Raw genomic sequence first — 20,647 nt, forward strand, 5'->3', positions numbered from 1 at the left:
GCCATGGGCGCACACCACCACCAGTTGGGCAACCTCACCGCCATGGTCGACATCAACGCCCTGCAGGCCGACGGCAAGACGGACACGGTGCTGCGCACCGAACCCGTGACGGAAAAGTGGGAAGCCTTCGGCTGGTACACCCAGCGCGTGGACGGGAACAACATGGCCGACGTCCTGCACGCCTTCGACAACGCAGCAGCCCAGGCCGCCGCCGTCGGACGTCCTTCCGTGATCCTCTGCGACACGAAAGTGGGCCGCGGCGTGCCGCTGCTCGAAGACCGCGAGAAGGCGCACTTCATGCGCATCGAAGAACACGAATGGCAGCTCTGCCGAGAGCAACTGACCGCAGGATACGAAGGAAAGGCCACCCGATGAGCACCGCCGCAGTCAAGACCACCGCAGTGAAGGCCACCGCACCGAAGCTGAAGACCTCGGCCATGATCGCGTCCTTCGCCGATCCCGGCCAAAAGACCGCTTCCGCCCCGTTCGGACACGCGCTGGTCAAGGCCGCACAGGAAAACGATCGGATCGTCGGCCTCACCGCGGACCTGGGCAAGTACACGGACATGCACATCTTCGCCCAGGCCTTCCCGGAACGGTTCTTCCAGATGGGAATGGCCGAACAGCTGCTCTTCGGCGCCGCCGCCGGATTTGCGGAGACCGGCCTGGTGCCGTTCGCCTCCACCTACTCCGTTTTCGCTGCCCGCCGCGCCTACGACTTCCTCTGCCTGGACAGCGCCGAACCGAACCTCAACGTGAACATCGTGGGCGGCCTCCCCGGGCTGACCACCGGCTATGGCCCCAGCCACCAGGCCACCGAGGACATGGCCATCTTCCGCGGCATGCCCAACCTGACCATCGTGGACCCCTGCGACTCAATCGACATAGAACAGGCGGTCCCCCAGCTGGCGGCCAGTGAAGGCCCCACCTACCTGCGCCTGCTTCGCGGCAACGTCCCCACCGTCCTGGACGAATACGGCTACACGTTCGAACTCGGCAAAGCCAAAGTCCTGCGCGGCGGCAATGACGTCGTCTTCGTCTCCAGCGGGCTGATGACCATGCGCGCACTTCAGGCTGCCAAGGCCCTGGCAGCACACAACGTCGATGTCGCCGTCGTCCATGCACCCACCATCAAGCCGTTCGACGCCGCTACGGTCCTGGCCGAACTGAACACGGACCGGCTGGCAGTGACGCTGGAAAACCACAGCGTCATAGGCGGGCTGTTCGAAACAGTCGCTTCCGCGGTCGTCACGGCCGGACTCGGCAAGCGCGTAGTGCCTGTGGCGCTGCCGGACATACGACTGTAAACAGTCGACCCCTGACATTGAGGAACGATGATGGCCGCCGGAGCACCCGCAACCCTGCTGGGACTGCAAAAGAAAAGCCTCCGCGAGCAAGCGCTTTCCGCGCTGCGCACCGCCATCACCAGCGGCGAGCTGGAACCCGGCAAGCACTTGGTGGAAACGGAACTGTCCGACATGCTGCAGATCAGCCGCGGTACCCTCCGCGAGGCCCTGCGCCAGTTGGAGCAGGAAGGTTTGCTGTCCGCCGGCCCGCGGGGACGCCTGTCGGTCCGCCACCTGGATGCCAAGGAAATCCGCGACATCTTCTCCGTACGTGCCGCCCTCGAATCCTTGGCCGCCCGCACGCTGTGCGAACTGCCGGACCGTCAGCACGTCATCGCATCACTGCGTACCGCCATCGAAGTAATGGCGGCCGCGACAAAGGGCACCCTCGAACAGCGCATCGAAACCGACATGGACTTCCACCGCACCCTGTGCCGCCTCACCGGCAACGAGACCCTGCTCCATTCCTGGGAAGCCTTGGAGGGGTCTATCCGGATGTCCATCATGTTCGCCGGCCTGGAAAGGGGTGTTTCGAACATGAGCGTGGACCGGCACCACGACATCGTGGCCGCCATTGAAACCGGCGACGCCTCCCTGGCACGCAAGACCATCCGCGAACACATGGACACCGCGGCCGACAACCTGGTCGCCTAGGGGCGCCGCCACTGCGGGGAGGCGAGTGGATTCGGCTGCCGCCAGCGTCTAGCGTGAGTTCTATGTCCACGTCCGATGCTCTTGCGAAGTCCAGCAGCAACCCATTGCTTGTTCTCGGAAAAATATCCTCCATCCTGGATGCTTTCTCCCTGTCCAAGCCGGTCTTGTCGCTGAGTGACATCCGCGAGCACACGGGGATGCCGACCTCCACTGTCCAGCGGCTTGTCACGAATCTGATGTCCCAGGGATTCCTTGACCGGGAGGACGATGCCTACCGCATCGGAATGCGCATGGCCTTCTGGGCGGCTCCGGCAACTCGCGGAATGGAAGTCATAGACATCCTGAGTCCGCTGCTCAAGACGCTGCGCGACACCACGGGCGAGACTGCGTGTTTCTTCAAGGCAGAGCAGCATTACCGCGTTTGCGTGGCCATGGCAGACACGCGCCATGCGCTTCGGCGCGAGATGCACCTTGGCAAGGTTCTTCCGCTGCACGCGGGCTCCGCCGGACGCGTACTTTTGGCGTGGGATCAGGATCTGATGGACGCCGTCCTGCGGGATCCATTGGAGTCCATCACGGAATCCACAATCACCAGCTCCGAGGATCTGGAAGCCGCGGTTAAGAAGACGCGGGTGGACGGGTTTGCCATAACCGTGGGTGAGCGCGAAGACGGAGCCTCGGGTCTTTCGGCTCCCGTATTCGATTCGGCAGCCGGACTGGTGGGGGCAGTGACCATCAGCGGGCCCACCCTGCGGATGCCGTTGGAGACCTGTGAATCCTGGCTGGAGCCCCTGCTTGCCACAGCAGAGCACATGACGAGACTAATTGGTGGCCGGTTTCCCGGCGAGACCTAACGCCCGCCAGGAAACGCGGGCCCGTCATGCGCTGGCGAGGTAGTTGACCGCATGGGGCGGGGTGCGTCCTTCGGCGATGGCCACCGCGTTCAGCGCGCTGAGGCGGGCCATTTCGCTGCGGACGGGAACCGTGGCGCTGCCGACATGCGGGAGGAGGACCGTGTTCGGCAGCTCAGCCAGGCCGGGAGCCAGCTTCGGTTCGTCCTCGAATACGTCCAGTCCGGCGCCGGCGATGACGCCGTTGCGGAGGGCATCCACGAGGGCCGTCTCGTCTACGATCGGCCCGCGGGCGGTGTTGATCAGGATGGCATCGGGCTTCATGCGCTCCAGCACGTCTGCGTCCACCAGATGCCGGGTCTGAGCGCTGAGCGGGACGTGCAGGGAGAGGAAGTCGCTGCGCTCCACCAGCTCATCCCACGGCGCCTGCCGGACCTTGCCCGCAAACTCGCCGAGTTCCGCCGCGCTGACGGGACGGTCACCCGGAGGCCGGGGCGAGAAGAGCACCTGCATGCCGAACCCCAGCGCGCGCCGGGCCGTGGCGCGGGCAATCCGTCCGAAGCCGGCCAGGCCCAGCACCGCGCCGGAGACGTCGCGGCCCAGCAGGAGCTCCGGTTCCCAGCCCAGGAACTTTCCGTCGCGGACCAGCCGGTCGGCCTCGACCACCCGGCGCGCCGTGCCCAGGATGAGCAGCATGGCGATGTCGGCCGTCGCGTCCGTCAGCACGCCGGGGGTGTTGCCCACCAGGATGCCGTGCCGGGTGGCGGCCTCAACGTCGATGTTGTTGTACCCGACGGCGAAGTTGGACACGCCCCGCAGGCGGGCGCCGGCCAGCAGCGGCGCGTCGATGACATCGCGCAGCTGGGTGAGGACGACGCCGAAATCGCCTGAGGCGCACAGCGCCGCCAAGGCATCGTAGTCAGGCGGGTCGGGCAGAACGGTAACCCGGCCGGCGTCGGACAGCAGTTGGAGTCCGGGTTCCGGAATGGCTGTGGTGACCAGGAAACTGTTGCCCACGCTTAGTTGCCTCCTGAGGTGCAGGGTGTGGGCGTTGTGCTGTCTGACGGGAGGACCCAGTCGAAGGCTGCGGCGTTGGACCGGGCGCCTTGGGCAGCTTTGGAGCGGTTGTGCTCGCCCAGTTCGGCAAGCAGCTTCTCGGAAAGGACCACCAGTTCCCCGAAAATTTCCGTGGTCAGCCATCCTGGCCGGGTGGCGAAGAGGATGTCCTCGCTCGATGTGTTGCCACTGGCGCCCGGGGCAAAGGGGCAGCCGCCCAGGCCGCCGAGCGCGCCATCCACCATGGCGGCGCCGGCCTGGATGGCGGCAAGGGTGTTGGCCACGCCCAGGCCCCAGGTGTCGTGGCCATGATAGACGATCCGCCGGGCCGGGGATTCTTCCCGGACCCGGGCGATCAGCCCCGACACCTGGGCCGGGACTGCCTGCCCGAGGGTGTCGCAGAGAACGATGTCCGTGGTGCCCTCGGCGCGGGGGTCGTTGGCGATGGACAGGACTCGTTCCTCGGGCACCATTCCCTCGAACGGGCAGGTGAATGACGTGGCGATGCAAAGCTGGATCTGCCCGCCAACGGCCTTGGCGTACGCGACCGCCTCAGGCAGGGCAGCGAGGCTTTCCTCCGTGGTGCGGCCGATGTTCGCCTTGTTGTGCGAGTCCGACGCCGACAGGCAGTACTGGAAATTCCGCGCCCCGGCGGCGGCGGCCTTGGCTACATGGCCTGGGGTGGCTACCCAGATCCAGCACTTTTCCAGTTCCCCGGGCGTGAGGGCCTGAACGACTTCCAGCGTGTTGGCCATGGTGGGGACGAGGTCCGGGCGGGCCATGGATCCAAGTTCAATGGCGGGCACGCCCAGGCGCAGCAGTTCCCGGACCGTGTCGACTTTGCGTTCGGTGGGGAGAACTTTTCCGGTGAGCTGGAGCCCGTCCCGCAGGGTCACGTCCCTGAGGATGGTGTTGCCCAGCATTGCAGCAAGGCTGGTTTCGTGGCGGTTCATGGCTGGAGGGCCTCCTCGCGGCCGGAGGCCGCACTGATTTCTGCGGGGTCCATGTTGAGGAGCCCGCTAAGGATTTCTTCGGTGTTTTCGCCCAGGTCAGGGCCGAGGTTCCGGATGGGGAGAGACTGTTCTCCGATGACGGGGACAATGCCGGGGAATCCGACGCCGGGCAGGATTTCGTCCCCGGTGGAAACGTCGAATTTCTGGATCATGTTGCGGGCTGCGTACTGGCTGTCGGTGCTGATATCGGCCGCCGTGTAGATGGGGCCGGCAGGCACGCCGGCGGCATCGAGCGCTGCGAGTGCGTCGGCAGCGTCCAGCTCCCCCGCCCATGTCCCGATGGCCTGGTCCAGTTCTTCGCGCCGCGCCCAGCGCCCGGCGTTGGTCTGCAACGACGGATCCGTGGCCAGATCAGGACGTCCGATGGTGTGCATGTACCGCTGGTAAATCGAGTCTCCGTTGCCGGCCACGACGATGCTTGCGCCGTCCCCGCAGAGGTACGCGTTGGAAGGGGCTATCCCTTCCATCCGGCCGCCGACACGCTGCCGGTCCACGCCGTACGCCTGGTAGTCCGGAATGAGCGATTCCATCATGGAGAACATGGCTTCGTTGAGCGCGACGTCGATGACGCGCTCGGTGAGCGGCGCAGCGCCGGCCGCGTCCCGGCGTCGTGCCTCCCTTTGGTACAGGCTCATCATGGAGCCGAAGGCTGCGTAGAGTCCCGCGATTGAGTCTCCGATGGAGACGCCCACCCGGACCGGTGCGCGGTCCGGGTCGCCCACCAGGTTGCGGAAGCCTCCGTACGCTTCGGCAACGGCGGCAAAGCCGGGCCGCGCGGACAGCGGGCCCGTCTGCCCGAAGGCCGAGATACGGGTGATGATCAGGTCCGGGTTGGCTTCGTTGAGGACTTCGGGGCCAAGGCCCCACTTCTCGAGCGTGCCTGGCCGGAAGTTTTCCAGCAGGATGTCCGACTTTGCAACGAGCGCCAGCACGGCCTGTTTGCCTGCTTCGGTTCGGAGGTCCAGCACCACGGACTTCTTGTTCCGGTTGATCGTCCGATACAGCATGGAAGTGTCACCCCTGTGCAGGCGCCAGTTGCGCAGCTCGTCGCCGGTTCCGGGCCGCTCGACCTTGATCACTTCGGCACCGAAGTCGGCAAGGAGCCTGCCTGCAGTGGGCGCTGCTATGTAGTTGCCGAGCTCAAGAACCCGGACTCCCTCCAGGGGTGCTATGCGTGTCTGTGTCATGTCGTTCTTCTTTCGTGCAGGTTCTTACCGGGGACGTGCGCCCGGTCAGAAGAGCAGGCTCATGGGCATGATCAGCAGGATGGCGACGACGGAGGCCACCGACACCCCGACGGTCACCGACTTCAGCGCACCCCGCACGCTCTGCCCCAGCAGTGACTGCAGGAGCCAGAAGGTGTTGCTGGTGACGTGGACCATGAACAGAGATCCAGCGCCGGCCGACAGGGCGAGGAGGACAGGATCCAGTCCGATGGCAGGAGCAATCGGAGCCAGCAACCCGGCTGCGGTGATGGCGGACAGCGTGACGGAGCCGACGGCGATGTGCAGCACCGCCGCGATGGCCCAGACGACGAGGAGCGGGGCGACGGTGCTCGCCGAGAAGAAGCCGCCCAGGATGTGACCGAGGCCGGCAGCGGCGACTGTTGCAGCCAGTGACCCTCCTACGCCGGTGAGGATCAAGATCTGTCCGCTTTCCTTGAAGCCGACGGTGATGGCCTGCTCGACCCGTTGCTGGCCGATGGCGGAACGGGTGACGAGGCAGGTGCCGATCAGGCCGATAAGCAGGGCAATGACCGGCTCGCCGAGGAGCTGAAGCCAGGGCAGGTCGAGCTTGAGAATCTGCAGAATAGCGCCGGCTCCGATAAGGAGCAGTGAGGTCAGGAGCGGGGCGAAGAGCAGGATGAGAGGCGCCTGCTTTTCTTCGCGTTCCGCCACTGCAACGGCCGCGCCGGCCAGTCGGGCACCAGGACCGCCGGAGCCGGGGGTGCGTCCGCCAGGTGACGCTGAAGCGGAAGCCTTGGTGCCGCCGTCGTACGCTTCCTCTTCACCTTCCTGGTCTTCCTCCTCCACGAAGGTGTGGTCCTCATCCTTCGCTTCGTTCCAGAAACCGCGGCGGAAGAGGAACGTCATGATGGCAATGGAAATGATGATGGTCGGGATGACCAGGAGCAGGCCGAAGAGCAGCATTTTTCCGAGCGGCACATTTAGCAGGCCGGCAAGGGCCAGGGAGGCGACGCCGGGAACCGTGAAGACGATGCCGCATTCGAGGGCGATGGCCATGGCGGTTGCCATCCGGGCGGTGCCGAGTTTGCCGATCTTCGGTGCCAGCTTGCGTGCCAAGGGAGCGGAGATGACGAGGAGCACGTCCAGGAAAATGGATTGCAGGACCGTTCCGATGGCGAGGCCCATGGTGTAGGGCAGGCGCTTGGGGCCGAACGTATTCAGCAAGTGCTCCACGAGGCGCCGGATCGCGCCGCTCTGGTTGAGGATGGAGCCCATCAGCACACCGAAGGCGATGAGCAAGCCCACATCCACCATGATGTCACCGAAACCGGACGTGATGGTCTTGACTGTTTTTTCGACGCCGAGGCCGGCGGCGAGGCCCAGGTACACCGAGCCGATGACCAGGGCGATGACGGGATTGACTCTGAAACGGACGATCAGCACGACGGCGGCTAAAACCGCCACTGCCGTATTGATCAGTACAGCTATGTCTGACATGGGGAATCCGATCGTTAGGCCTTCCACATTGAAGGCTTGGGAGCAGATGGGCGCCGTGAGGAGGGCCACATCACTAAACCCATATTATGGGATTAAACTCATATTGCAAGGCGTTTCGGAAGGAGACTTCGTCTGTGACGTTCGGTTGGCGACCCATCGAGCCCGCGCGGACCGGCCGCCTACCTCCCGACGACGGCGTCCGCGGGCAATTGTGGAGAGGGCTTCTGCTTCTGGACTATGCCCTCGCTAATCAGCTGGTTGGCCCCGCTTTTCTACTAGGCTGAACCTCACACGTGACGGACAGGAGGCTGAAATGGCCGAGACTGCGATGGCCGAGGTGATGGCCGAGTTGGCCGCGCTCGAGGACCCGAGGACCCGCGAGGTGAACGAGAGACACGGTGACGATCACGGTGTGAACCTCAGCAAACTGCGCACGCTCGCGAAGCGGCTGAAGACGCAGCAGGATCTGGCGCGCCAACTCTGGGAGACGGGTGACACTGCAGCGAAACTGCTGGCGATCCTGATCTGCCGGCCGAAGGCGTTCGAGCGTGACGAGTTGGACCTCATGTTGCGCGCGGCACGCACTCCCAAGGTGCACGACTGGCTCGTGAACTACGTGGTGAAGAAGAACCCGCACTCAGAAGAGCTGCGCCTGGCCTGGTTCGCCGATGTGGATCCCGTGGCCGCGAGTGCCGGCTGGGCGCTGACCGCCGAACGCGTGGCGAAAATGCCCGATGGCCTGGACCTCGCTGGACTGCTCGATGTCATCGAGGCGGAGATGAGAGACGCGCCGGCTCGCCTGCAGTGGGCGATGAACCACTGCCTGGCTCAGATCGGGATCGAGCACGCCGAGTACCGCGCCCGTGCAATCGACATCGGTGAGCGCCTGGAGGTGCTCAAGGATTACCCGACTCCCCCGGGCTGCACGTCCCCGTTCGCGCCCATCTGGATCACCGAGATGGTGCGACGACTGCACGTTCGGTAGGAAGGTTCGCGCTCACGCCTGGGCCGCTGCCGGCCCTGGCGCAGCGGAAAATCAAGGGTTCTAGTGGCCGCCTGACGGCAAGGGATATTTCCCCCTTGAAACGCCCGTGTGTGCTCGGGCCCTGCACGACACTAAGGCTGTTTAAATTCGATCTGGCCCAGATCGTTGGTGAGCACGAGGGCCCGCTCGGTGAGGGAGTACGTCAGGGGCGACTTCAGGAAGCTGACCGTCCACCGCCGGATGTCCCCCGTGGTGCCGGAGCACCCATTGGCTGTTTCAGCCAGCCGTTCCGGGTCAGTAGTGAGCGTGCGGGCAGCTACTGCCGAGGGTACGTTCAGCGTGCCGCAAGGCATCCGGACCGTCATGGTCAGCGTTCCGTTCACTCGGCTGAAGCTCATGCGAAGAGGATTCGTGGCGAGCCAGGTCAGGTCGTGGCGGTAGTCGGTGCCTGCCGTCGAAGTAAAGTTCTTGCACTCGAAAGGATCACGGTTCACGCTCTCGCGGTACTTGGCGTCGCTGCAAGCAAAGGGGCTCGCCGTCGAGGTAACGGGACCGGGACCGGCCTGACGCGCAGCAAGGCCACCGCATCCCGTGAGCGCCAAAACACCGATCAAAACAAAGGACGGCAGCGGCCGGCGCTTCATGGCAACCCCTTCGACGCTTTCCAACTAGGACTCTCACCCCGGTTCACATCTCCACCCAACCGGGAAGGACCGGGCCAGGCCACGAATACTGTGGCCGTAAGGCTGGGCCACCGACAAAGCCAAAGGGCAACAGCCCCAATGGATTTGGCGCCGCTGCTCTAGAGGGCTGAGCGAGCCTCGGTGACGGTAAGCAGCTTTCCGCCGAGCCCGCCGTTCTGGTGCAGGTCGCCTAGCATTAGTTCGATGCGGCCGGCTGCTTCGATTCCCCCGATTTTCACGGGATCGAAGCCGGAGGCGCTGATTAGCCGCTCGGCCGTTTCGGCCGCCGTGTCATCATCGGTTGCGTAAAACAGAACTGCCCGGCCGGATGGCCGGTTGGCCGCTGACCCCAGGGCGTCGGCCCCCAATGTGCCGAAGGCCTTCACGAGGTGAGCGCCGGCCGGAAGCAGGCCGGCGACAACAGAGGCTGCCGATTGGCCGGCGGGCAGCGTGTTGGTATAGCCACCGTGGTCGTCCGGCTCTATCGGGTTGGACGGGTCGATGACCACCTTGCCGGCCAGTGCCTGCGATAGCTGGGAAATAAGTTCCTTCTCCGTGTCCAGCCACACGGCAAAAAGGACAGCGTCGGCCTCCGACACGGCGTCGGCAACGGTCGCCGAACTCGCCAGCTCTCCCAGTTCGTCTGCCAGGGCGTCAGCAGCAGATTGGTCGCGGGCTGCAACTATGACCGGCTCACCGCCATGAACAAGGTTGCGGGCGACCCGGGAACCGATGTTGCCGATGCCGATGATTGCAGTTGTCATCTCAACCTCCAGATTATGGGTGATGGCTGTAACACTATGGCCGCAGGGACGGGCCGTAAACGGGGTCAGGCGCCTCTTTCAGATCCGGTTGACGTCATCAATGGATCGCATATTCACGGCCTGCCCCGCCCACTACGGATCGTCCGGGCTACAGGCCTGGGAAATTTGAGCGAAGGAGTGCCGGTACCAAAGCCCCGGGTTCAGAAGGCTTTCAGTACGTCTTCGTCGCCGGCCCGGTCATACGCCGAACGCAGTGCGCCGAACGCAGTGCGAGCGGAAAATGGCGAAGCAGCCGCTGAGCCCCCGCGGCGGGGCAAGCAAGGCTGCTTCGCCTTTAAGTCAACACTTGTCGTCCGGATCAGGCACCAGTGGCGAATACCTGTCTTTGTGGATGCCTGGCTACTCATCTGCGCAGATGACATCTCCCACGGATGGGCAAGGCGCCTGACCAGTGGCCGCCGCCGCTTACGCAAATTACCGGGCATGAGCCTGCAAGTCGGGGCGCCGCTGTCAGCGGGTCAGCGCGTTTTTCTGGCGGGAGTTGATCGTTGACATCTGTCTGCAGGTGGAGCAGGTGATGCGGTAGGACCTGGACGTGGTGAAGACGGGTATGAAGAACAGCGTGAATTTGGTGGCGCGTTCTTCGAGGTGGTGGTGGACGGAGAGCCCGCAGGACTGGCAGGTGGCAACCCGGCCCGGCAAGGAGCGCAGGACGGTTTTGAGACCAAAGAGCAGAAGCATTGTTTGTACCTTTCAAACATCATCGTCACCGTTCACGCGGTGGTTGGGTGGCCGGGCGTCGGGAGGTGCGCTGTCAGGCCGGAGAGCAGGATGCTGAGGCCCTGGTCCAGTTCGGCCGCCCCGTCGTAGTCCGCGAGCACCGGACCCAGGGCGCGGAGGCGGGGGAATTCCTTCGCCGGCAGGCGGTGCAGGCCCAGGCGCAGGAGCGCTTCGTTTTCTTCGGGATCGACGATGAATTCCTGCAGTTCATTGAGGATGTGGCCGTACAGGAACCCGTAGTAGGCCCGGTAGACGTGCAATGCGTCGGCAGGGGCGAACCCGGCGTCGATCAGCAACGACAGGATCTGCTCAAGCGGGCGCAGCGTCCCCAGCGGGCGCAGGCCCAGGGGCGTGGACAGCGGCCGGGTCACGAGCAACGGCACGACGTTCGGATGCCGCAGCGCCAGGAGGCGCAGGTCATGGGCGATCTGCCGGAGCTGTGCCTGCCAGTCCGGGCGGTCCGGGAAGATGGAAAGCTCCTTCAGGACAAGCTCCGTCACCCCATCCAGCAGCGCGGCACGATTGGCGGCGTAGCGGTACAGGCTCATCGGGTCCCGGCCAAGGTCCTGCCCCAGCCGGCGCATGGTGAGCGCGTCGAGTCCTTCCGCGTCCACCAGTGCCAGTGCGGTGGAGAGCACGAGGTCCCGGCTCAGCCTGGGCTTCTCCCCGGCAGGCTTCCCGCCGGCAGGCTTCCCGGCGGCAGGTTTCTGCCCGGCGGCTTTCTCCCAGGCAGGGGAACCGTCGATCGGAGTGTTTGAGGGCGGCACGGGTTTCCATCCTGATCTGGTCGGATAATCGCTGGCTTTATACGAGGCAAGAAGCTTGCTTCCTGCCTGGTCTACGGGTAAAGTCTACATCGTAGACAAGTGCTAATACAGGTCCTACGAAGCGGACTCCAGCGCACGGCCCACCGGCCGTTCACTCCGCGTCAGATGCCCGTGACTGCGCACCACGCACAGCCCGTCCGTACCGCAGAGTTCCAAAGAACCGGGCGACCGCCTCAGTGCCGTGTGCACGCACTGAGGTTCAGCTGCTATAGCCACATGGCGGCACACAGCGCACCCCGCCGAAAAGGGCCACCCCCATGGCAACGTCCCAGTTCGACCAATTCCTTGCAGAAGCCACCATCACCACCGACGACCGGTCCGAGGCCGCCCTCGGACGGGACTGCCTCTACGGCCTGTACACCAGCTGGTGTTTCCTCAACCAGTGCGTGCCGCGGCCGGAGAGCGAGTTCTGGGCCGCGATGCGCAAGAGGCGCGTCCGTCCCGGCCACAGCGGCCTCCGCATGAGGGGCCCGGCCGCCGCCGACTACATCCTGGCCAGCTACCCCGGCCTGGTCTGAGCCCTTGAGCACCACCGCCAACACCTACCTCCCCCGGGACGCCCACCAGCCCCGCGGGAGCCGCCCCTGGTGCGCCACCTGCGACACCGACCTGCACCTCGCCGTGGACTCCATCACCGTCATGGACCGCCGCAGGGAAACCCTCGCCGTGGCCTTCAACTGCGCCAACTGCGGCGGCTCCCGCGTCCTGTCCACCACCGCACACTTCGTCGCCGCAATCCTGGCCCGGTCAACCAACACCGATGACGTCGTGCACCTGGGTGCCCAGTACATCCACTGCGGGGAACCCATGTCCCCCACCGATCCGGACCTGAGAAATTCCCACACACCACTCTCAACCCAGCCCCGGCCAGCAGACTTCCTCGGGGCCTACCTCCGGACCCGCGTACTGCGCTGCCGGTGCGGCTTCCAAATGGAAATACCGCACTAGGCCCAGCCACCGGGACCCCAGCGCCGCCGCCTGCGCAGACCATTCTTCCGGTCTCTGCGAGACAACATTCAGGAGCGAGTGGGGCCCAAAGCCTTGTGTATTAGTAAGTATGCTGACTAACCTTGGGTATCGGGAATTGCACGGCATTGTTCACATCGAAAGGACACGACGTCATGGGAATTCTAGGATTTCTTCTGCTGGGCCTCATCGCAGGAGCAATAGCCAAAGCCATCCTGCCCGGCAGACAGGGCGGCGGATGGATACTCACCCTCATTTTGGGAGTTGTCGGGGCAATACTCGGCGGATGGATCGGTTCCCTGATCTTCGGCGGCGGTCTGGCCGACTTCTTCGACCTCAGGACCTGGCTGCTGTCAATACTCGGAGCCGTCATCGTGCTGCTCATCTACGGAGCCGTCGCCGGCCGGAGAAGCCGCGTCTGAAGCACGGCCGGCCAACGTGGCCGGTTCGGACCGGAGAAGCGTCCAGCCCCTTCCGCGGACTGTAAGGAAGCTGATGGATTCCACGGTCCACCGGCCTCAGACTGGGTGCATGGACGACACGGAAAAGCACGACACGATCGCAAAAGTCACTGACCGGCTCGCCGCACGCTATCCGGACGCACCCCGGCCCCTGGTCACCCAGCTCGTCACGGAAGAATACGAAACACTGGATGCCGGTAGGATCCGGACCTACATCCCGACCCTGGTCGAGCGCGGTGCCAGAAACAAACTCGACCGCGAGTTCTCCGCTCAGGCCACGGAAATCTGAGATCCCCGCGAGACCACGACCTGAGACCCTCCGGCACGAAACCTCCTGCATGGCCGCGCCGGGCAAAGCGCTTTGTCACAGCGACCCAGTCGGGCACAGCAAGTTCCGTCCCCCCTCCGCCCCCATCCCGGCACCGCTAAAGAAGGACACCGCAGCAATCGGGCCCGTCTGCGTGCCGGCGCGGCTCATCACCGAACGTTGCAGGGGCGGTTCGCTTGCACCAGCGCCACTGACCAGGCCAGAGATGACACTGCAGGAGTCCGGCCCGTCGATCTCCCCAAGGTTTACTGGCTATCTCTAGGGTCCTCGCAGCAGACTCTCAGTATCTGGTCGGGAGGCGCACCCCATGAACTGACCGACCAAGCCGCCGGACCCTGTCCCCATCAATCAATGTTGGGCCCGGCGGCACCATCTCGCTGTAGCTCGCGGGTGAGGCTTCTGGCGGCTGGCGCTACTTCGTAGCCGGAGCGTTCAAGGTCCGGCTACTTGACCTGCGGCAAGAGCGGCTAGTCAGTCCGCTTCTACGTGTTTTGTGAGTTTGGGTGGCAAACGAAAGCGGTGCCCGCGCCATCCCGGTGCAGCCCCTGAGGCAGACCAAGTCGCGGATCAGGCGTTAGCCTTCCGCTTCACCCAGCCCCACACGCCCGTAGCGACAAACAAGATGAGGGCGATGATGGCCAGCCAAATCAGGCCCTTCACAGCAAAGCCAACGATTGAAAGAACAAGCCAGATGACCAGAAGTGCAATTATTAGTCCCATACCGGCATCCTACGCCCCCGGCAAATGCGGCCCAGGAGCTTGCACTGATTGGCACCAGAAGCGTCGCTCTGCTCCCCGCTGGACCCCCGTGGATCTGAACATTGTTGTGGCCTGTAGGCTCAAGGAGCGCACCGGATATCTTGCCGGTCAAGCGTGTATTGGGGGAAAGAGTCGTGAAATTTGTCAAGGTGTCGGCGGCCGCTGCGGTCGGCGCTCTCCTACTGCTCGGTGCTGCGCCGGTCGGGGCCGATGAAGGCTCGGTCATTGATGTCGGTGGCGTTCCCCTAGGTGTTGCCACGGACTCCGCTGGCACGGTTTATGTATCGAACTACGGACTTCCTGGCGGCATCCAGGTACTTCGACCAGGTGCACGGGAACCCTCGCGGACTATTAGCACTGGCCGTTATCCATCCTCGCTTGCGGCAGCTCCGGACGGAACCCTCTATGTCCTGCAGGGCGGCCCGGGCGGAATGGAGATCGGCGTCATAGCCAAGGACGCGGATGCCGTAACGAAGACCATCCCCGTTTCGCCCGGAGAGCATCGGTTGACTGTTGGGCCCGACGGTTCGCTCTATGTCGTAAACCCGTCGGAGCGCACCTTGTCCGTAATCCTCCCGCAGGGCACTTCAGTGGACCGGAACATCCCTGTTGGCTCCGGCGCCAGCCAGGTGGCCGTGGCGGAGGACGGGACGGCGTTCGTCACGAACCAGTACGCAGGCACCGTTTCTGTCATCCCGCCCGGCGCGGTACGCGCCGCCAGCACTATCGACGTCGGCGCTACCGCTAACCCGCATGGAATAGCCACCGGGCCGGACGGCACTCTCTACGTCGTGACCATCAAGCGCGACGAAGTCGCGGTGATCGAACCAGGCGCCACAACTGTGGCCCGCAGTGTCTGGGTAGGCCACGGGCCACAGGAGGTCGCAGTAGCTCCTGACGGCACCGCATACGTCACGAACAGTGCGGACCAGACCCTGTCGATCATTCCACCTGGAGCTGCAGAAGCAACGCGTACTGTCGCGACGGGCAAGGATCCAGGACGCCTAGCGGTGACGCCGGACGGGACCGTCGTCGTCGCGAACCGGGCCAGTGCCGCCCTGACGGTCCTGGCGCCGGCCGCCACCGGGTCTGATGCGGCGTCACCAACCGCCGTTCCTTCACCGCCAGCCTCCGCTCAGGCCGCCGGCGCTCCCGAGGGCCAGGGTTCTCCATGGCTGGCTGCTGCGTTCGGCGCTGCTGGGTTGGTCCTGGCCGGTACCCTGGCTACTTTTTGGCGCCGCCAACGGTCCTGACACTTTCGGGACCCGTTTTGGCGGGATCCGCGACGCTTCCCCACCCCATAAATGTCATCCTGCGGACACTGTGCAGAAACCTTCGCAGCGCAGACTGGGCGGGTAGGGAGAGGATGCATCATGAGAACCAACGGCGAACGCGTTGCCTGCGTATGCGAACAGTTGACTCCCCGCGTGGCAATTGAAGACGTGAATCCTGGCGACACAATCGAAGCCGGACGAGACGGACACGTGCGTCATCGGGGAACAGTAACGGACGTCGCACCGCACCTCGGCCTCCTGTGGATCATGGACTTCCTGACGGGTGGACGCCGGCTAGTGGACACCGCCGAACTGACCATCAGCCACGCACCGTCAACGACTCTTGCAGAGAGCACGGACACGGAGGCGCCCGCGGCCTGAGGTCGTGAGGCGGCCTGACGGCATGGGTGTCGATGTAACTTTCCGCCATTACGCCCCGTATTGGCGGCTACCTGTTCCCGCTCGGCAGGCGCGGACGATGAGTGTGAACCTCGCTCGAAGGGATGTTCAACATGTCGGACATTCAAAAGCCGGATGCAGCAGATCGGCCGCAGGAAGACCGGACGGCATCCTCCAAAAAGGGCCCGCGCCAACATGGGATCCCCAACAGCGCGACGACTCCGGAAATTGAGTCAACAACATCCTTCCTCATGGAGCAGCTCGCCGAGCTGCTGGCCCATGACCCGGGTGTGCGTTCAGGAACGCAGGATGCTGCCCGCAAAATGAGGGCGGCTGCCCGTTGCTCCCGGTCCATCCTGGAAATCCACCGCAAATGCTTCCGCAAGTCCGCCGTCAAGCGTCTCCGGGCCGAGCTAAAGTGGCTAGCCAAGTCCGTGGGTCCGCTGCGGCGCGCCACCGTCGGCGACGAGCAGGCCCGCGTGCCTGCCCAACAACTGCCCATGCTGAACATGCTCGGCTTAGGTTTTGCATCGGTCGAAAACGAACCGGGAAACGCATACGAGAACGCCTACAAGAGTGCACTCGCTGCCCTCGAATCCGACCGCTACTTCCACTTGATTTCGGAACTTCAGTCGTTCTGCGCCGACCCGCCTGCGAAAGTGAATCCAGCCGCGCACCACCGCGTGAACGGCTGATCCATCCTTCGCCAAGGTACAGACTTGTAAAAGCTACAGCAGGCCAAACTCAGAACGCGGCCGGGCACCTCAGGCCCGGTAGAAGCCAGGCCGCCGCACCCCGCCGTCGGCCTTCCGGAACACCGTTAATCCGTCATCGTGACAAAACATTGTCCGGCCCATTCCGTCGTTCTGGACGATCCAGAAGACGCTGCCGTCCAGGGCGGTCATGTCGACGCGGCCCGAGGCTACTCTTTCGGCACCGCGGTGGATGGCCACCTCGTCTCCCCGGGAAAGCCTGGCCCAGTTTGGGACCGGCTCCGGCGCAAGGGGCGCGGTGTGGATCGGGGCCGCGGCGCGGCTGGTTTTATGCGAGTACAACAGAGTGGACATGGGTTTCCTCAGATAAGAGACACGGGTACAGCTGAGGCGGGCCGAAACCCCGCTTGGGTGACGGCCCGCCTCGTGGTGAAGCTAGAACTGGGCCGCGTCCGCCTTAACGGCGAGGACCGGACGGTCCGCCTGCATCAGGATCCGCTGGGCGTGGCTGCCCAGGATGAACTTGCCAACCTGGGTCCTGTGCCGTAGCCCGATGACAATCAGCGACGCATTGGCCTCCCGCGCCACATCGAGGAACTCGTCCGCGAGGTCGTGCTGATACGGCGGCTGGATGACGGAGGCGCTGACGCCGGCATCCGTTGCGCGGCGGGCTGCGCGTTCCAGGACGTCCGACGGCGCCACGGACTTATCGACCAAGGCCCCCTCGCGTGCGGAGTTCACAATGACCAGATCCTGCTTCCGGAGCTGCGCTTCCGCGATGCCTGCGGTCAGTGCCGCCTCACCGGCGGGCGTGGGAACGAATCCGACGATGATGCTCATACCTTCTCCTTGAGTTGTACGGGGGCGGTCTCTTCGAGAGAAGAACCCTTGCGTTTGGCCAGCATGCTCCGGATCCCCGGAAGCACGGCTACCAGGACAAACACGATGAGCAGCGTTGCCGAGATCGGCCGGCTGAAGAAGCCCAGGGGATCGCCGTTGAACACCAGCAGCGAACGGCGCAGGGAGCTTTCCAGCAACGATCCGAGGACGAAGGCCAGCACCAGAGGGCCCGGCTCAAAGCCGAACTTCTTCATGACATAGCCGACGATGCCGAAGACCACCACGAGGGTGACGTCGAACATGCTGTTGTTGATTGTGTAGGCACCCAGCAGGGTGATCAGCGCAGTGACTGGGGCAAGAATGGCGGCCCGGACGCGGAGGATCTTCACGAAGATGCCTACGAGGGGAAGGCTCATGATCAGCAACAGGATGTTGCCGATATACATGGAGTTCACCACGCCCCAGAAGAGGTCCGGGTTTTCATCCACGAGCTGGGGACCGGGGGTGACTCCTTGGATAAGGAGTGCGCCGAACATCAGCGCCATGGTGGCGTTGGCGGGAATTCCGAGCGTGAGTAGCGGAATAAAGGAGGAGGTGGCGGCCGCGTTGTTTGCGGTCTCGGGTCCAGCAACGCCTTCGGGCGCGCCTTTTCCGAAGCGCTCTGGCTGCTTGGCCCTCTTCTTTTCCATGGCGTAGGAGGCCATGGACGCTATCGTTGCTCCGCCGCCCGGGAGGATGCCCAGGAAGAAGCCCAGCACAGAGCCGCGTCCGATCGCTCCTGAGGCCTGCTTCAGGTCGCCGCGTGACGGCCAGACGTTGGAGACCGTGGAGGGTGCCTTGGCGGCACGATGGCGCTCCTCAAGGTTGTAGAGGATTTCGCCGAGGCCAAAGATGCCCATGGCAATCGGCACGAAGTCGATGCCGTCGGCCAGTTCCAGGCTGCCGAAGGTGAAGCGGCTTTCGCCGGTGAAGACGTCACGGCCGACGGTGGCCAGCAGCAATCCGATGGCCGCCGCGATGAGTGCCTTGGTTTTGGATCCGCTGCTAATTGTGGCGACGAGCAGGATGCCGAGCAGGGCCAGGGCAGAGTATTCGGCCGGGCCGAAGTCCAGGGCGAAGCTGGCGACGAGTGGCGCGAGGAAGGTCAGTCCGATGATGGAGGCGGTGCCGCCGATGAACGAGCCGATGGCGGCCAGGCCCAGTGCGGTGCCTGCCTTGCCCTGTTTGGCCATCTGGTAACCGTCAAAGACTGTGACTACCGAGGAAGCCTCGCCCGGGAGCTTCAGGAGCACCGAGGTGATGGTGCCGCCGTACTGGGCGCCGTAGAAGATGCCGGCCAGCATGATGATGGCGGTCACGGGCTCCACGTTGTAGGTCAGCGGAAGGAGGATGGCGATGGTGGCGGCGGGACCCAGGCCCGGCAGCACACCGATCAGCATGCCGATGACCACGCCGATCAGGCAGTACAGGAGATTCATCGGCTCCAGGACAACCGCAAATCCGTTGATCACGGGATTTAGAAAATCCACGGGGGTCTCCTAGAAAAGGTGGGGAATGGAGGCGTTGAGCGCCAGGACAAAGATGCCGTAGAACGACGCAACCACGATGGCGCTGACAAGGAGGGTGGACCGCCACGTTTCGCCGCCCAGGAACCGCATCCAGACAATGCACAGCGCCAGCGCCGGCAGTTCGAATCCGATGGTCGGCATCAGTGCCACCATGAGGGCCAGGGTTACCAGGCCCGTCAGCGGGGCCATCGACATGCGGGTGAACCTTTCGGCGTCGCGGTTGTGCCGGCCGATGATCAGCTGGAACAGTCCCAGGGCCACCATCACGCAACTGATGATGAACGGCCACAGGCCAGGCTGCGGCGCTGCGGGGGTACCCAGGCCCATCGCGACGGACAGGACGAGGGATCCGATGCCGAGGCCAAGAACCACAAGGGAGGAGGCCATGTTGGCCAGCGCCCCGGCAGCCGGCGGCTTTTCCTCTTCCCACTGTGCGGCGAGCTGTTCGGGCGTAAGTTCGTCGAGGTCGCCGTCGGGAAGGGTGCGGGGGGCGTCCCCGCCGGAAGGCGCAGCCGCATGGCTGCCCCCTCCGGCGGGCACTGGTGGTGTTACGTTCACAGGGATCACTTCGTTCCGCTGAGGCTGATGCTGTACTTCTCGATCAGTCCCTTGTACTTCGCGGCGTATTCCTTCCACTGCGTGACAACTTCCTCGCCGGAGATTTCCTTAGGAGTCAGCATGTTCTTTTCGTTGAATTGCTTGTAGGCGTCCGACTTGAAGGTCTCCTGGAAGGCCGCGAGCAGCTTGTCCTTCACTTCCTTGGGGGTTCCCTTGGGAGCAGCGACGGCCCGGTACTGCGCTACCGGGACGTCATAGCCGGATTCCTTGGCAGTGGGCGTGTCCGGCAGGAAGGTATTGCGGTCCTCGGAGAAGACCAGCAGAGGGGCCACCTTGCCCGCCTTGATCTGCGGCATCGCTTCGCCGAGCTGGATGGTTGCCAGTTCCACCTGGTTGCCCAGTACCGCAGTCAGTGCCGGCTTGCCGCTGTCGAAGGGGACGTCGGTGCCCTTCACGTTCGCCTGCTTGAAGAGCACTGTCTGCGCCAACTGGCTGCCGGTGCCGACGCCCGTGGTGCCGAAAGTGATGTTTCGCCCCGCCGCGGTCACGTCCTTGATCGACTTGAACCCGGACTTCTCGCTGGCCACCAGAACGTAGTCGTCCTGGGAAAGGCCAGCGATGATATCGAGGTCGTCGATGTTCACTGCCTCGTCGGCAGATACCGCCAGCGGCGTAATGGTGATCAGCGAAGCGTTGATAAGGAGCAGATTCTGCCCGTCGGCAGGCTTTCCCGCCACCTCCTTGGTGGCCAGGGCGCCGTTGGCACCGGGCTTGTTCACCACGGGCATTGGGGTGCCGAGCGTCTTGGATGCGCCTTCGGAGATGGCGCGTGCGATGAGGTCGGTGCTGCCTCCGGGCGCCTGACCCACGGTCAGGTTTACCGGACCGCTGGGGTACTTGGATGAGTCGGCGCTGCCGCCGGCAACGTTGCCACAGGCGGTCAGGGCCAAAAGCGCGACGGCGGATGCCGTTCCGATGATGGTGCGGCGTGATGGGAAGTGCGTCATTGAAACTCCTCGTTGGCACTGCAGGGCCTGAACCCTTGAAGTGGTTGTGAACCGGGTCACTGCCGGTTCGCTTTTTCGAGTGTAGGGAGCCGCTATGATGCATGTCTAAGCCCAAATGTGCATCGGGTGAT

25 protein-coding genes and 1 pseudogene are annotated in these 20,647 nt (G+C 64.3%); 12 read left to right on the top strand and 14 right to left on the bottom strand.

Annotated elements, in window-relative coordinates; all coding sequences use genetic code 11:
* The 4 genes and pseudogenes from AC1DDG_RS20880 to AC1DDG_RS20895 all read left to right on the top strand — a co-directional run.
* A pseudogene (locus AC1DDG_RS20880) lies at positions 1-375 on the top strand (transketolase); the annotation flags it as partial.
* Positions 372-1,307: a transketolase family protein gene (locus AC1DDG_RS20885; protein WP_476877581.1), complete on the top strand. Its 936-nt coding sequence runs from the start codon at positions 372-374 to the stop codon at positions 1,305-1,307. The pseudogene AC1DDG_RS20880 and the gene AC1DDG_RS20885, both read left to right, overlap by 4 nt.
* A 30-nt stretch (positions 1,308-1,337) precedes the next feature.
* Positions 1,338-2,000 carry a GntR family transcriptional regulator gene (locus AC1DDG_RS20890; protein ID WP_476877582.1) on the top strand — a complete coding sequence of 221 codons (663 nt, stop codon included), beginning with the start codon at positions 1,338-1,340 and terminating at the stop codon, positions 1,998-2,000.
* A gap of 62 nt (positions 2,001-2,062) precedes the next feature.
* Complete coding sequence (locus AC1DDG_RS20895; RefSeq protein WP_476877583.1) at positions 2,063-2,854, top strand: IclR family transcriptional regulator; 792 nt, start codon at positions 2,063-2,065, stop codon at positions 2,852-2,854.
* Between the two features lie 24 nt (positions 2,855-2,878).
* Here AC1DDG_RS20895 and AC1DDG_RS20900 read toward each other — a convergent pair whose 3' ends face one another.
* The 4 genes from AC1DDG_RS20900 to AC1DDG_RS20915 are packed head-to-tail and all read right to left on the bottom strand — an operon-like array spanning position 2,879 to position 7,604.
* Positions 2,879-3,868: a 2-hydroxyacid dehydrogenase gene (locus tag AC1DDG_RS20900; protein WP_476877584.1), complete on the bottom strand. Its 990-nt coding sequence runs from the start codon at positions 3,866-3,868 to the stop codon at positions 2,879-2,881.
* Positions 3,869-3,870: 2 nt separating this feature from the next.
* The gene (locus tag AC1DDG_RS20905; protein ID WP_476877585.1) at positions 3,871-4,860 is read right to left on the bottom strand and encodes a beta/alpha barrel domain-containing protein; all 990 of its coding nucleotides are present in this window, start codon (positions 4,858-4,860) and stop codon (positions 3,871-3,873) included.
* Positions 4,857-6,107, bottom strand: coding sequence for a CaiB/BaiF CoA transferase family protein (locus tag AC1DDG_RS20910; protein ID WP_476877586.1), 1,251 nt, complete (start codon positions 6,105-6,107; stop codon positions 4,857-4,859). The genes AC1DDG_RS20905 and AC1DDG_RS20910 overlap by 4 nt, the downstream gene beginning before the upstream one ends.
* Before the next feature lie 45 nt (positions 6,108-6,152).
* Positions 6,153-7,604: a GntP family permease gene (locus AC1DDG_RS20915; protein ID WP_476877587.1), complete on the bottom strand. Its 1,452-nt coding sequence runs from the start codon at positions 7,602-7,604 to the stop codon at positions 6,153-6,155.
* Positions 7,605-7,917: 313 nt separating this feature from the next.
* Between AC1DDG_RS20915 and AC1DDG_RS20920 the strand changes: the two genes are divergently transcribed.
* Positions 7,918-8,589 (top strand): DNA alkylation repair protein, encoded by a 672-nt coding sequence (locus AC1DDG_RS20920; protein ID WP_476877588.1) that lies wholly within the window; start codon positions 7,918-7,920, stop codon positions 8,587-8,589.
* Positions 8,590-8,720: 131 nt separating this feature from the next.
* On the opposite strand, the gene AC1DDG_RS20925 is transcribed toward AC1DDG_RS20920, so the two are convergent.
* The 4 genes from AC1DDG_RS20925 to AC1DDG_RS20940 all read right to left on the bottom strand — a co-directional run bounded on the left by AC1DDG_RS20925 (position 8,721) and on the right by AC1DDG_RS20940 (position 11,469).
* Positions 8,721-9,233 carry a hypothetical protein gene (locus AC1DDG_RS20925; protein WP_476877589.1) on the bottom strand — a complete coding sequence of 171 codons (513 nt, stop codon included), beginning with the start codon at positions 9,231-9,233 and terminating at the stop codon, positions 8,721-8,723.
* Between the two features lie 158 nt (positions 9,234-9,391).
* Complete coding sequence (locus tag AC1DDG_RS20930) at positions 9,392-10,036, bottom strand: NADPH-dependent F420 reductase (protein ID WP_476877590.1); 645 nt, start codon at positions 10,034-10,036, stop codon at positions 9,392-9,394.
* Positions 10,037-10,546: 510 nt separating this feature from the next.
* Positions 10,547-10,777: a zinc-ribbon domain-containing protein gene (locus AC1DDG_RS20935; protein WP_476877591.1), complete on the bottom strand. Its 231-nt coding sequence runs from the start codon at positions 10,775-10,777 to the stop codon at positions 10,547-10,549.
* 32 nt (positions 10,778-10,809) lie between these two features.
* Positions 10,810-11,469, bottom strand: a complete 660-nt coding sequence (locus AC1DDG_RS20940) for a TetR/AcrR family transcriptional regulator C-terminal domain-containing protein (protein ID WP_476877604.1) — start codon at positions 11,467-11,469, stop codon at positions 10,810-10,812.
* A gap of 431 nt (positions 11,470-11,900) precedes the next feature.
* Between AC1DDG_RS20940 and AC1DDG_RS20945 the strand changes: the two genes are divergently transcribed.
* From AC1DDG_RS20945 to AC1DDG_RS20960, 4 genes are all read left to right on the top strand, one after another.
* On the top strand, positions 11,901-12,161 hold the full coding sequence (locus AC1DDG_RS20945) for a hypothetical protein (protein ID WP_476877592.1): 261 nt from the start codon (positions 11,901-11,903) through the stop codon (positions 12,159-12,161).
* Positions 12,162-12,165: 4 nt separating this feature from the next.
* On the top strand, positions 12,166-12,591 hold the full coding sequence (locus AC1DDG_RS20950; RefSeq protein ID WP_476877593.1) for a hypothetical protein: 426 nt from the start codon (positions 12,166-12,168) through the stop codon (positions 12,589-12,591).
* 173 nt (positions 12,592-12,764) lie between these two features.
* Complete coding sequence (locus AC1DDG_RS20955; RefSeq protein ID WP_230121345.1) at positions 12,765-13,031, top strand: GlsB/YeaQ/YmgE family stress response membrane protein; 267 nt, start codon at positions 12,765-12,767, stop codon at positions 13,029-13,031.
* A gap of 109 nt (positions 13,032-13,140) precedes the next feature.
* The gene (locus AC1DDG_RS20960) at positions 13,141-13,359 is read left to right on the top strand and encodes a three-helix bundle dimerization domain-containing protein (RefSeq protein WP_230121344.1); all 219 of its coding nucleotides are present in this window, start codon (positions 13,141-13,143) and stop codon (positions 13,357-13,359) included.
* A 606-nt stretch (positions 13,360-13,965) separates the two neighbouring features.
* Here AC1DDG_RS20960 and AC1DDG_RS20965 read toward each other — a convergent pair.
* Positions 13,966-14,118 (bottom strand): hypothetical protein, encoded by a 153-nt coding sequence (locus AC1DDG_RS20965; protein ID WP_230121343.1) that lies wholly within the window; start codon positions 14,116-14,118, stop codon positions 13,966-13,968.
* Positions 14,119-14,291: 173 nt separating this feature from the next.
* Between AC1DDG_RS20965 and AC1DDG_RS20970 the strand changes: the two genes are divergently transcribed.
* The 3 genes from AC1DDG_RS20970 to AC1DDG_RS20980 all read left to right on the top strand — a co-directional run bounded on the left by AC1DDG_RS20970 (position 14,292) and on the right by AC1DDG_RS20980 (position 16,525).
* Positions 14,292-15,410, top strand: a complete 1,119-nt coding sequence (locus AC1DDG_RS20970) for a Vgb family protein (protein WP_476877594.1) — start codon at positions 14,292-14,294, stop codon at positions 15,408-15,410.
* 120 nt (positions 15,411-15,530) lie between these two features.
* On the top strand, positions 15,531-15,812 hold the full coding sequence (locus tag AC1DDG_RS20975; protein WP_476877595.1) for a hypothetical protein: 282 nt from the start codon (positions 15,531-15,533) through the stop codon (positions 15,810-15,812).
* 131 nt (positions 15,813-15,943) lie between these two features.
* Positions 15,944-16,525 carry a CHAD domain-containing protein gene (locus AC1DDG_RS20980; RefSeq protein WP_476877596.1) on the top strand — a complete coding sequence of 194 codons (582 nt, stop codon included), beginning with the start codon at positions 15,944-15,946 and terminating at the stop codon, positions 16,523-16,525.
* A gap of 69 nt (positions 16,526-16,594) precedes the next feature.
* Here the strand turns inward: AC1DDG_RS20980 and AC1DDG_RS20985 are convergent, their stop codons facing one another.
* The 5 genes from AC1DDG_RS20985 to AC1DDG_RS21005 all read right to left on the bottom strand — a co-directional run bounded on the left by AC1DDG_RS20985 (position 16,595) and on the right by AC1DDG_RS21005 (position 20,516).
* On the bottom strand, positions 16,595-16,897 hold the full coding sequence (locus AC1DDG_RS20985) for a hypothetical protein (protein ID WP_476877597.1): 303 nt from the start codon (positions 16,895-16,897) through the stop codon (positions 16,595-16,597).
* Between the two features lie 81 nt (positions 16,898-16,978).
* Complete coding sequence (locus AC1DDG_RS20990) at positions 16,979-17,383, bottom strand: universal stress protein (protein WP_476877598.1); 405 nt, start codon at positions 17,381-17,383, stop codon at positions 16,979-16,981.
* On the bottom strand, positions 17,380-18,912 hold the full coding sequence (locus tag AC1DDG_RS20995) for a tripartite tricarboxylate transporter permease (RefSeq protein WP_230121337.1): 1,533 nt from the start codon (positions 18,910-18,912) through the stop codon (positions 17,380-17,382). Before AC1DDG_RS20995 ends, AC1DDG_RS20990 begins: the two co-directional genes overlap by 4 nt.
* 9 nt (positions 18,913-18,921) lie before the next feature.
* Positions 18,922-19,509, bottom strand: a complete 588-nt coding sequence (locus tag AC1DDG_RS21000) for a tripartite tricarboxylate transporter TctB family protein (RefSeq protein ID WP_476877599.1) — start codon at positions 19,507-19,509, stop codon at positions 18,922-18,924.
* A gap of 5 nt (positions 19,510-19,514) precedes the next feature.
* The gene (locus tag AC1DDG_RS21005; RefSeq protein WP_230121335.1) at positions 19,515-20,516 is read right to left on the bottom strand and encodes a Bug family tripartite tricarboxylate transporter substrate binding protein; all 1,002 of its coding nucleotides are present in this window, start codon (positions 20,514-20,516) and stop codon (positions 19,515-19,517) included.
* Positions 20,517-20,647: the final 131 nt, after the last annotated feature.

It is taken from the genome of Arthrobacter sp. 10L430, from assembly GCF_056395245.1.